Raw genomic sequence first — 10438 nt, forward strand, 5'->3', positions numbered from 1 at the left:
CCAAAGTGTAGTAGCTCTTATCAGAGCTGATAGTATATGGGAGAGGCTTCGAAATACCCTGACAGTCAGTTATGAGCGAAAAGCGGAATTAACGCCCACCTCATGCGCTACCAAAAGGTTTGCTGTCTTTTAAGCAAAGCTTTTGGCGGTCGCCTTGCAGGCGCTTTTTGGCTGATTTACTTGATATTGGCCATATGTCTAATGAAACACCAAAAAGGAAAATATCGACATCAGCATTATTTGGAACATCGAAACGACGCCCAATTTGTGAATATCTATTATTAATTTCAATCGCCCTATCAGCATCTATATGCTTATAAAGTAAAACCCAATCGGAACGTTTAGTTTTTTTAGCCGAGATTATTGCCTTATCGATATCAAAATTATTATCAATCATGCATTGAGATATTGCGCCACTTCTCCAGTCAACGACTCCCCATGCTTTTGGAAATAGAAATCGTACCGCAGCACTGGCTACTTTTGCCTTATGTGTCCTGTATGTCTTGTCTATTGAAATTCCGAATCCAATCAAACTATGGAATGAAGTTATTTGTTCTTTTTTTGAATTGGCCTTAATTGCATTCGTTATAGCCTTAACAGCTTGCTCAGCTGTCGTTTTACCCACGCCAAAAATTCTTTCAGAAATGCCCATAGCCTTCCATACTTCAACTCTATTGACAAAATCTAGGGCAATGTCGCTGTCAATTGGACTTCCACTGGAAATTGACTCAACTAATTTGACCCCGATCTTTTCTAGACTGGATGCTTCCTCGTAAGATTTTACGTCTTCGACTATGTACTTATTTAAGAAAAATTTAATATCCATAAGTTGATCACTTTTCTATAGCGGCGTGGCGGCTAGCAATCCATTTTTAATGTCAGTTTGCCCGCAAGTAGCGCATATTTCAGCCCTCTTTCATGATTTTTATTCTTACCAAACTAACCCTGATGCACCTCTATTTCAACACGTGTTTTTGAGATCAGTAAAATTGAATCCGACAAATTTTAGGCTGGCAATATGCTAGTCGCTGTTGATTTTACTCAAGATGGATACTTGGAAACTTATCCATTGGGCTGGGCTAATAAAGGGAATAGGTATTACCACACCACGTAATGTCCGCTATTGGCACTAAACGAACATACCTACTGGCTATAGCTCCCTAATTTAATATGCAAAAGTGAGTATCCCACTTCGCTTGTGATCGTTATTGCCCTCATACCATTTAAACTTTTAAACGATTATCAAGGAGATCAGTAAAGTAGCTTTGAATAAGAGCTTTTCGATTTGGACAGCGCTCTACGATACGCGCCCGGACTTACCCCTACATATTTGTCAAAGTGGTTTCTCAAGGACAAGGGTGTGGCAAAGCCGCTATCGAGAGCGATAAAGTCGACGGTGAGCTCAGTTGTTTCCAAAAGATACTTTGCTTTTTCCAGCCTCGCATTAAGCAACCATTGCTTCAAACTCATGCCGTAGATGCGACTAAAATGCCGGTCGAATGTTCTGCGACTTAAATGCACTTTTTCCGCAAGCATTTCAGTGCTTAACTTTTTATCCAAATTCATTAGCGCCCAATCCATTACCTTACTGAGCTCTGAAACACGCTTAGGAACAGGTAACTCGATAAATTGTTGCTGCCCACCAGGCCTGTCACCTGGGACAACCAAACGTTTTGCTATTTTTGTGGCTACTATATCTCCGAAATCTTGCCGGATAAGCTCAATAGACAGGTCAATACAAGCTGCGCTGCCTGCAGACGTGTAAACATTTCCACTACCAACATAGAGCTTGTTAACCTCTAACTCCACATCCGGGTACCGCTGCTTGAACCTCTCTGCATATTTCCAATGAGTAGTGGCCTTCTTACCAGTGAGTATCCCCGCGGCAGCTAAAGCAAAGGCACCTGAGCAAAATGAGACTATTCTTACACCTGACTGATACGCGTTTCTTAGGGCCGCAATAAACTTTGGCTCTGGGCTTCTATCAACATCGGACCAACCCGGTAAGATAATGGTGTCGACTTCAGACAATTGCTCGACACCCGCATCAACGCTAATGCTCAGGCCGTTCGATAACCTCACCACCGGAGAATCAACAGATACGACCCGGGTGTTGTACCAAGACTCGGCTCCCTTAGCATAGGAGAAAAAAATTTCGTAGGCTGTACCGAACTCAAACATCGATAAACCGTTGTAGACGCAAATTGCTACTCTCGGACCGCCCATGGTACCTCCCACAATTCTGGCTTTACTGTTACAGCTTAGGGTCATTGGTTTAGGTCATCTAGGGACACAGTTTTCTGTTTAGTCATAACATTTTGCAACGGTCCGTAGGTATAGCAAGTGCTATGGCTCATTTATAACCTTTTATGTCCTCAATGCCATTATTGGGGATGTATTAATCCGATTTAATAGGCATGCACTTATGCAAAAATCGGAGTTCCAATATGACCCTTAACAAACGCTCTTCTGTCGTAACACAAACATGTCCAGCCTCCCCCGAGGTAAGTCAGTTGCATTATTTCCGTAAACTCAGCTTTGAGACAGATTGTGCCGATGTTCATGCTGCCTTTAGCGCGGGTACTGTCGATTTTACGTTGCTGGATGTCCGTGGACCTAACTCATTTCGAAAGGCACATGTGCCAGGTGCCACTAACCTGCCACGAGATAAAATGACGGTCGAAGTATTAAACAGTTTTGAGCACAAAGACTGTTTTGTCGTTTATTGTGCCGGCCCGCATTGTAACGGCGCTGACAAGGCGGCAGAAAAAATTGCTTCGCTGGGTTTCCCCGTGAAAATCATGATAGGTGGTGTAACTGGTTGGCGAGATGAGGGATTTAAGTTTATCGAAGAGTCAGATTTACCACAGAATTAGATTGTGTATCTGAAGTTTTCGCTGCAACTGTATATGGTTAGCGCTATATGCAGTTGTTATCTTTCTAAGCACTACGAGGGATAGGCCAAATTGAACGTACCCCAGACGCACAGTATTAGCATACTAAATTTAACGTCAGAACTTGTACCTCAAGTACTTGAGTTAATGAAAGAGCTGGCAAAATTTGAGCATTATATTGACCATTTTACGGTTACGGAGTCTGACTTACTGAACAGACTTGGATCTCAAGCTCCTGACTTTGCCTGCTTTGTAGCTGTCAACGAACTGGGTTTGGTGCTTGGTTATGCCGTACTCACTTTCACCACTTTTACATTTGACCTTAGACCAACAGCAACCTTAAAGGAGCTCTATGTTAGTCAAGCGTCCCGGGGGAAGACGATAGGAACCAGATTGTTCCTGGCCGTTCAGCAAGAATGCAAGCGTATGGGTGTCGCGAGACTAAATTGGTTAGTAATGAAAGGTAATAACCATGCAGCGATGTTTTACGAGAGCTTAGGTGGTTATCCAAGTCCGAAATGGGAGCTGTTTGAGAAGGTGCTGTGACCCACCCTTAAAAGGATCTTCTCACCATACTTAACAATGGTTTTCAAGGATGAGGATATGCGAAAAATACTGCGATTTATGGTGAGGTTAAGCGTTATAACTAAGATTTTTTGGAGAGTCACGTTGATAAAGTCTGAGAGAATAAATGCTTATTTGGCAGCCCCAGGCGCCATGCTGCCATTCCAAGAGCTTAACAATTACATTGGACAATGTGGATTGCCTGAGAGCCTTGTCGAGTTGATAAAGATAAGGGTTTCCCAAATCAATAACTGCGCCTTCTGCTTACAGCTTCACGCCACCGAGGCCCGGGCTAAAGGAGAGACCGAACAACGAATCTACTTGCTCTGTGCATGGCGGGAGTCATCACTATACAGTGCGAGTGAAAAGGCTGCCCTAGAGTGGGCGGAGTCACTCACTCTAATATCCCAAACCCAGATCGACGACGAGCTTTTCGAACGTACAAGACTACATTTCAAAGATAAAGAACTGGCTGATTTAACAGCACTTATCAGCCTTGTAAATACGTGGAATAGATTCGCAACCGGATTCAAGTACTATGTCTAATGTGATTTCTAAGAAAAACGCCACCCATTATAGTTGGGGGTCAAAGTGCGACGGGTGGCATCTAGCCAAAACTCCGAATTTAAGTGTTATCCAGGAGCGTGTACCGCAAGGTAGCGGTGAGGCCAAACATTACCATTCTGTTGCTGAGCAGTTTTTCTTCATTCTTGAAGGCGAGGCAGTGATGGATATTAACGAACAAACATTCACTTTAACTGCCGGTGAGGGTATTCATATTGCACCAGGCAGCCCGCATATGCTTTGCAATATGCAAGAGCAAGACTTAGTTTTCCTCGTTGTATCAACTCCACCAAGTCATGGTGATAAAGTCGTTTTATAGCTGATTTTTATAGATAAGACTTGATTTCATGTAACATTATTCTTGACAAGTTGTTTATCTAGTATTTGTGGCCACGATGCTGTATTTGACAGAATCCCTCGTGTTCGCAAGATTTTCACATTAAGGAGGTTAAAGTGACCAATTCAAAAACAGACGAAATGAGAAATATTTTCATCTATACCACCGATGGGATTTCTGCTGTAGATGCTTTGAGAAATGTGAAAGGTTGGAATTTTGAGGATTTAGGCATCCCTGGCGGTCATAAACATTGCTTAAGCAATGGCGAAACTAAGATAGCTATTTCAGAAAAAACTATAAATATAGTAATGACCTCAAACGTCTTGCCTCACGATTTAGATGAAGATCAAGGCAAAGCGAATGATGCTCTCATAGCATTAAAAGCCGCCTTAGATGAATCAGATATACATAGCGTAATAACAGCTTCCAAAAACGACCTGAATAAGAAATAGTATAATTCTGATTTGCCGTATTCGGGGTTGGCACGCTTATAGTGACGCAAAACTGCTAGTAACGTATTTTAGCTTACGCTCTATCTTGGAGCGTCTATGCTACCGTTAAATCAGATATGCTCTGCTACAATCGGTATCTCAAAAAATCTTCCATTGATTTTATTCTTAGCACTTCATGCTCCAACCTTGGGTCAGATACCGCTTCATATTTGTTGACCAAAACGGTTTTAATTCCTGCTTGTAGAGCCGCTTTCGCTCCTGTTTCAGAGTCTTCGAATGCAATTGTCTCATGGGCCTTTGCGTCTAATTTACTCAGTGCGAGCTGATAGACCAATGGAGAAGGTTTGCCGTGAGAAACCTCTTCAGAAGATACAGTGACATCAAAGAAGTGACTAACATCAAGTTTCGCCATTACCGCTGGTATTACCTCACGGGGGGAGTTAGTCGCTAACCCGATTTTAAACCCGTTTTCTCTGAAAAAACTCAGCGTTTCAATTACGCCAGGCAATGCCTGACCATGGCTCATTATTCTGGATATCACGGTCTCGATAACCCGCTGCTTAATCTGCTCTTTCGGTGGAAAACTCCAGGGATTACGTGAAAACCAAAAGTCAGTGACCTCGGTAGTGGTCATGCCCTGAGTCAACTTGGTTAGTGATTCATCCATCACCACACCGAGCGATGAAAATATCACATACTCCGCCTCTTTCCAGAATGGCTCAGAATCAATTAACAGCCCGTCCATATCAAAGATAGCTGTTCGAATCATACAACCTCCAGAGCATGCTAATCGGCGGGGCAATAACTTATGGTCACTTTCGACGTGAAGTGTGCTGTAGATGCTATCAAAGTCATAAGGCGTAGTTTAATGACAGAACGGGAGTCTTTCTAAGCTACAGATTATGTCGCTTACCGAGTTCAGTTTAGAAAGACCATTTAGGTATGCATACAAAGGTGTTTTGAATATACCTGTTGGTTTAAAGAGATATTTGCCGGCCGATACCTTTTGCTGTTTTGTCGAATATAGCGATATCTGTATCTATAGTAGTTCACTTTGTGCGGGTATTGTTTTTTATAATGTGAAGGTACTGGAGCAACTCGATGACAACAGCAGAAACGATAATCAGAGCATACGTAGATGCCTACAATGCCTTCGATGTCGATAAAATGTGCTCTCTAATGCACGATGATATTCTTTTTGAGAACATATCCGGCGACGTTGTGAATCTGAGAACATCCGGGCTGGTTGAATTTCGGCAAATTGCTGAGCAAGGAAAAGTGTGGTTTTCTGAGCGGCTACAAACTATTAAACGCATCGAAGACATTGGTTCTCACACTGTCGTGGAGATCTCATATACTGCGATAGTTGCTGTTGATTTACCAAATGGTTTAAAAAAGGGTGACGATCTAAGATTAGAGGGAGTCTCACACTTCTACATAACCGACGGCAAAATTTCTATTCTCAGGGACTTTAGCTGAATAAGTCCCCACGCGATATGTCAGGCTCTGCAAGTGGGAGGAAATCAAATCTGACAGTCTCATATGTGCCAATAGCAGAAATTCACTGAGATTCGATTAAATCGGAGCTTTTCACTGAAAGCGGACATTCGGCACGAGTTAAGCGAGACGAACTTTGGAGCATTTAAAGTTAAGTCGAATTTGCAGGTTAACTACCCTCAGGCACAAAGCACAAATATTTGTACCCATAGATTGCCAAGGCTTGACCAGATAGTCGTCCGCTCCCAATTCCAGACCCTTGACCCGGTCTTCTACACTGTCCCTTGCGGTGAGAAATAACACAGGCGTGATGGATCTGGCCTCTCTCAATGACTGCATAATTCGCCAGCCATCCACATCAGGCAGCATTACATCAAGGACAATCAAGTTATACGAGCCGGTAATCGCCAGGTGGTGACCATCGAGCCCGGTCCGGGCGAGATCTACCACAAAGCCGGATTCCATGAAGCCCTGCCGGATATAATCCCCAGTTTTTACTTCATCTTCTACGATGAGAATCTTCATCGTTCCACTCCGCTCTACAGTTCAGGCCAAGGAAGCCAGTCCATTTCATTGTCGTCAATATCAATTTTATAGTCTGAAATCTGCCCACAACATGACCAGAAAATGACAAATATGTAATGTTGGTGGCCGGAAGCTAGGTTATATCGGTGAGAAAAGCGTTGTTCGCATAACATGACTAAAATGTAATGCTTGCGGGAGCAGCCTGGTCATCTTTAACTAATAAGTTTATGGTATCATGATTCATGTAATCTCCTCCTTTAAGAAGCCGCAAAAAACGCGGCGCAAACTGCCTGCTTATTTGAAAAGGTGCTTATCCATGGGTCACGATAATTCTGAGTCTCATTGTCATCACCATACACCCTCCCACACGGGCTCAGGGCTTACAGACCCGGTCTGCGGCATGGGTGTAACGGCAGACTCTGCCCAGCATGTTGAGCATGCGGGTAAAACTTACTACTTCTGCAGCACCAAATGCATGAATAGATTCCAGCATGACCCTGAGAAGTTTCTTTCACCAACCCCGCCACCTCCCTCGGAAGCGGTCAAAGGCACAATTTATACGTGCCCGATGCATCCGGAAATACGTCAGGACAACCCCGGAACCTGCCCTAAATGCGGCATGGCACTTGAACCCCTGATGCCCAGTCTGGAAGATGACAATCCCGAGCTGGACGATTTTTCCAGGCGATTCTGGTGGACATTGCCTTTTACCGTCATTGTCACGGTGCTTGCCATGTTTGGGCCACAGCTTGGCTGGTTCGAGATGGCGACGCAAACGTGGATAGAGCTTGTACTGTCGCTTCCCGTGGTGCTGTGGGCCGGACAGCCGTTCTTCGTACGGGGTTGGCAATCAGTGGTCAACCGCAGTCCCAACATGTGGACGCTCATCGGCTTGGGTACCGGTGCCGCCTTCGTCTACAGCTCGCTGGCAACCGTAGCTCCCGGTATATTTCCGGAAACATTCATGTCCATGGGGCGTGTGGCGGTTTATTTCGAAGCCGCAGTGGTGATCATTTCCCTTACGCTGTTTGGTCAGGTGCTGGAGCTTCGCGCGCGTTCCCAGACATCCGCTGCCGTCCGGTCATTGCTCGGTCTGGCGCCCAAGACGGCCCGCCGTATCAATGCTGACGGAACAGAAGAAGATGTACCGCTGACGCATGTGCATGAAGGTGATCGTTTACGCGTACGTCCCGGTGAGAAAGTTCCTGTCGATGGCATTGTTGAAGAGGGTGCAAGTTCTCTCGATGAATCCATGTTGACTGGTGAATCGTTACCCATCAGCAAGCGCCCGGGTGACAAGGTCATAGGGGCAACGATGAACACCTCTGGTGCACTTGTGATCCGGGCGGAGAAAGTCGGCTCGGCCACTGTGTTGTCACAAATTGTCCAGTTGGTGGCTCAGGCCCAACGCTCTCGGGCGCCGATGCAACGGATGGCTGATTTGGTGGCGGGTTACTTTGTCATGGCGGTGGTAGCCATCGCCATCCTCACCTTGGTCGTGTGGGGCATGTTCGGCCCGCAGCCAAGCTGGGTCTATGGCCTGATCAATGCGGTCGCTGTTCTGATCATCGCTTGCCCTTGTGCGTTGGGGCTCGCAACGCCCATGTCAGTCATGGTTGCTACCGGACGAGGCGCAACCCAGGGTGTTCTGTTTCGTGATGCAGCAGCAATAGAAAATCTGCGCAAAGTCGATACGCTCATCGTAGACAAGACCGGCACCTTGACAGAAGGCCGACCCGCATTCGATCAGGCTGTTTCCGCTGGCGAGTTGGACGCCGATGAAATCTTGCGCCTGGCTGCCAGCCTCGATCAAGGCAGCGAGCATCCTTTGGCTGACGCTATTGTCAGCGCTGCGCGCGAACGTAATTTGGTGCTCAGCCCAGTGGACGACTTTGACTCGGGTAGCGGCATAGGCGTACGGGGCAAGGTTGAAGGCAAAATACTGCTGTTGGGCAACACTGCGTTCATGCAGCAGGATAACGTCAATGTTGATGGCCTGGCTGCCACCGCTGAGGGATGGAGGATAAAGGGTGCGAGTGTGATGTACCTGGCGGTTGACGGGACACTGGTCGGCCTACTCGCCGTTTCCGACCCCATCAAACAGAGCACCCCTGAAGCGGTACAGGCGCTCAAGGCCGCGGGAATCAGGGTCATCATGGCTACTGGTGACGGTATTTCAACGGCAAAAGCGGTCGCCGAACAACTAGGCATAGACGAAGTTCATGGCGAAGTGAAACCGGCCGACAAGCTGAATCTGGTTGATAAGCTTCAATCAGAAGGTTGCATCGTTGCGATGGCGGGCGACGGCATCAACGATGCCCCGGCACTGGCCAAGGCGAATGTCGGTATCGCTATGGGAACCGGGACGGACGTAGCGATGAACAGTGCGCAAATCACCTTGGTAAAAGGAGACCTGCGGGGTATCTCGATTGCCCGGGACCTGTCAAACAAGACTGTTCTCAATATGAAGCAGAACCTTGGTTTTGCGTTCATTTATAATGCGTTAGGCGTTCCACTGGCTGCTGGCGTCCTGTACCCGTTTGCCGGGTTGCTTCTATCACCCATGTTTGCAGCCCTGGCGATGAGTCTGAGTTCAGCGTCCGTTGTATTCAACTCGCTGCGGCTTCGTGGTTCGGTTTAAGCTGGATACGTCGAGGGGGTAGCGGAAAATGGCGAGTCTCTACTCGCCATTTTTCTTCGGTTTTTCGGGTAAGGGGATTAAATGGTTGATCTTACCTTTGCATGAGAGTGAGACAGACCGGCATCTCATCGGATTATCTGGTTGATGCTTCACCTACTGCTGGTGCATGTTTCCTTCGCTAATTCCAGCAAGAACCCCACACGCCTTAACTTCCCGGTCATCGTTGCAACGCGCTCTTAGTGAAACGAGTTGTTTCTCAAGCGCTTGCAGAGCGGTTATCTGCGACCGCACATGAGAGATGTGATCATCGAGCAAGGCGTTGACAGCGGTACAGGACTGATGAGGGTCGTCCTGATAGCGCTTTAGTTCGTGAATTTCTGCCAGTGACAGATCCAGGATGCGGCAGCGACGAATAAAGGCCAGCCGCTCAACGTGTTTCTCGGTATAGACACGGTAACCGTTCTCCTGCCGACCAGGCGGCGGCAACAAGCCCTGCCGTTCGTAGAAGCGGATCGTCTGTGTATCTACCCCTACTGACTGTGCCAACTGACCAATACGCATCGGGTTCCTCCGCAACGGATTCTCTACGCTATTGACCTTATAGCGACTATATAGTTTTAAATGAAAACCCGATCACATTCAAGTGGAGTCATATCATGAGTAAAAACTGCGGAGGCCCCTGTGGCGACCATGCAAGGCCTGCGGCGGATACCGATATGCAGGCCTCCTCCGATGCGTCGGGGGAATGGGTCAGTGTTTATGCCGTGCCGAAGATGGACTGTCCATCAGAAGAACGAATGATTCGCCTAGCCCTGAACGGCTTTGAGGAGATTCGGGCGCTGTCCTTCGACTTGTCGAACCGCCGGTTGAAGGTCGTGCATGACGGTGAGGTCGAGCCCGTCACCTCGAAACTGAAGACCTTGGGGCTAGGCGCCTCGCTTCAGGAAACCGTCGCTGCAAATCC

General features: G+C 46.8%; 12 protein-coding genes and 1 pseudogene. 8 read left to right on the forward strand and 5 right to left on the reverse strand.

Annotated features, from left to right (window positions below):
• Nucleotides 1–100: 100 nt before the first annotated feature.
• Together J3B89_RS18245 and J3B89_RS18250 are read right to left on the reverse strand one after the other, a co-directional pair.
• The gene (locus J3B89_RS18245; protein ID WP_215398978.1) at nucleotides 101–826 is read right to left on the reverse strand and encodes a hypothetical protein; all 726 of its coding nucleotides are present in this window, start codon (nucleotides 824–826) and stop codon (nucleotides 101–103) included.
• Between the two features lie 425 nt (nucleotides 827–1251).
• Nucleotides 1252–2271, reverse strand: a complete 1020-nt coding sequence (locus J3B89_RS18250) for a GlxA family transcriptional regulator (protein ID WP_352165887.1) — start codon at nucleotides 2269–2271, stop codon at nucleotides 1252–1254.
• A gap of 176 nt (nucleotides 2272–2447) precedes the next feature.
• On the opposite strand from J3B89_RS18250, the gene J3B89_RS18255 reads away from it, so the two are divergent.
• From J3B89_RS18255 to J3B89_RS18275, 5 genes are all read left to right on the forward strand, one after another.
• On the forward strand, nucleotides 2448–2876 hold the full coding sequence (locus J3B89_RS18255; RefSeq protein WP_215398976.1) for a rhodanese-like domain-containing protein: 429 nt from the start codon (nucleotides 2448–2450) through the stop codon (nucleotides 2874–2876).
• Nucleotides 2877–3041: 165 nt separating this feature from the next.
• Complete coding sequence (locus tag J3B89_RS18260) at nucleotides 3042–3440, forward strand: GNAT family N-acetyltransferase (RefSeq protein WP_215398975.1); 399 nt, start codon at nucleotides 3042–3044, stop codon at nucleotides 3438–3440.
• Between the two features lie 57 nt (nucleotides 3441–3497).
• Nucleotides 3498–4004 (forward strand): carboxymuconolactone decarboxylase family protein, encoded by a 507-nt coding sequence (locus tag J3B89_RS18265; protein ID WP_215398974.1) that lies wholly within the window; start codon nucleotides 3498–3500, stop codon nucleotides 4002–4004.
• Nucleotides 3997–4341 carry a cupin domain-containing protein gene (locus J3B89_RS18270; RefSeq protein WP_215398973.1) on the forward strand — a complete coding sequence of 115 codons (345 nt, stop codon included), beginning with the start codon at nucleotides 3997–3999 and terminating at the stop codon, nucleotides 4339–4341. The genes J3B89_RS18265 and J3B89_RS18270 overlap by 8 nt, the downstream gene beginning before the upstream one ends.
• 134 nt (nucleotides 4342–4475) lie before the next feature.
• Nucleotides 4476–4811: a hypothetical protein gene (locus J3B89_RS18275; RefSeq protein WP_215398972.1), complete on the forward strand. Its 336-nt coding sequence runs from the start codon at nucleotides 4476–4478 to the stop codon at nucleotides 4809–4811.
• A 124-nt stretch (nucleotides 4812–4935) separates the two neighbouring features.
• Here the strand turns inward: J3B89_RS18275 and J3B89_RS18280 are convergent, their stop codons facing one another.
• Nucleotides 4936–5580 (reverse strand): HAD family hydrolase, encoded by a 645-nt coding sequence (locus tag J3B89_RS18280; protein ID WP_215398971.1) that lies wholly within the window; start codon nucleotides 5578–5580, stop codon nucleotides 4936–4938.
• A gap of 332 nt (nucleotides 5581–5912) precedes the next feature.
• On the opposite strand from J3B89_RS18280, the gene J3B89_RS18285 reads away from it, so the two are divergent.
• On the forward strand, nucleotides 5913–6290 hold the full coding sequence (locus J3B89_RS18285) for a nuclear transport factor 2 family protein (protein ID WP_215398970.1): 378 nt from the start codon (nucleotides 5913–5915) through the stop codon (nucleotides 6288–6290).
• 138 nt (nucleotides 6291–6428) lie between these two features.
• On the opposite strand, the gene J3B89_RS18290 is transcribed toward J3B89_RS18285, so the two are convergent.
• Nucleotides 6429–6833, reverse strand: coding sequence for a response regulator (locus tag J3B89_RS18290; RefSeq protein WP_008985555.1), 405 nt, complete (start codon nucleotides 6831–6833; stop codon nucleotides 6429–6431).
• A 316-nt stretch (nucleotides 6834–7149) separates the two neighbouring features.
• Between J3B89_RS18290 and J3B89_RS18295 the strand changes: the two genes are divergently transcribed.
• Entirely contained in the window at nucleotides 7150–9474 is a 2325-nt protein-coding gene (locus J3B89_RS18295) for a heavy metal translocating P-type ATPase (RefSeq protein WP_082628927.1), read from the forward strand.
• Between the two features lie 153 nt (nucleotides 9475–9627).
• Here the strand turns inward: J3B89_RS18295 and cadR are convergent, their stop codons facing one another.
• Nucleotides 9628–10035, reverse strand: a complete 408-nt coding sequence (gene cadR, locus J3B89_RS18300) for a Cd(II)/Pb(II)-responsive transcriptional regulator (RefSeq protein WP_001219640.1) — start codon at nucleotides 10033–10035, stop codon at nucleotides 9628–9630.
• A gap of 95 nt (nucleotides 10036–10130) precedes the next feature.
• Between cadR and J3B89_RS18305 the strand changes: the two are divergent.
• Nucleotides 10131–10438 (forward strand): annotated as a pseudogene (locus J3B89_RS18305) (cation transporter); the annotation flags it as partial.

Source organism: Rheinheimera oceanensis (assembly GCF_018831085.1).
GTDB lineage: Bacteria > Pseudomonadota > Gammaproteobacteria > Enterobacterales > Alteromonadaceae > Alishewanella > Alishewanella oceanensis.

Excerpts from the sequence above, each read along its gene's own strand:
- J3B89_RS18245 (WP_215398978.1), bottom strand. The coding sequence starts at position 826 with ATGGATATTAAATTTTTCTTAAATAAGTACATAGTCGAAGACGTAAAA.
- J3B89_RS18250 (WP_352165887.1), bottom strand. The coding sequence starts at position 2,271 with ATGACCCTAAGCTGTAACAGTAAAGCCAGAATTGTGGGAGGTACCATG.
- J3B89_RS18255 (WP_215398976.1), top strand. The coding sequence starts at position 2,448 with ATGACCCTTAACAAACGCTCTTCTGTCGTAACACAAACATGTCCAGCC.
- J3B89_RS18260 (WP_215398975.1), top strand. The coding sequence starts at position 3,042 with ATGAAAGAGCTGGCAAAATTTGAGCATTATATTGACCATTTTACGGTT.
- J3B89_RS18265 (WP_215398974.1), top strand. The coding sequence starts at position 3,498 with ATGCGAAAAATACTGCGATTTATGGTGAGGTTAAGCGTTATAACTAAG.
- J3B89_RS18270 (WP_215398973.1), top strand. The coding sequence starts at position 3,997 with ATGTCTAATGTGATTTCTAAGAAAAACGCCACCCATTATAGTTGGGGG.
- J3B89_RS18280 (WP_215398971.1), bottom strand. The coding sequence starts at position 5,580 with ATGATTCGAACAGCTATCTTTGATATGGACGGGCTGTTAATTGATTCT.
- J3B89_RS18285 (WP_215398970.1), top strand. The coding sequence starts at position 5,913 with ATGACAACAGCAGAAACGATAATCAGAGCATACGTAGATGCCTACAAT.
- J3B89_RS18290 (WP_008985555.1), bottom strand. The coding sequence starts at position 6,833 with ATGAAGATTCTCATCGTAGAAGATGAAGTAAAAACTGGGGATTATATC.
- J3B89_RS18295 (WP_082628927.1), top strand. The coding sequence starts at position 7,150 with ATGGGTCACGATAATTCTGAGTCTCATTGTCATCACCATACACCCTCC.
- cadR (WP_001219640.1), bottom strand. The coding sequence starts at position 10,035 with ATGCGTATTGGTCAGTTGGCACAGTCAGTAGGGGTAGATACACAGACG.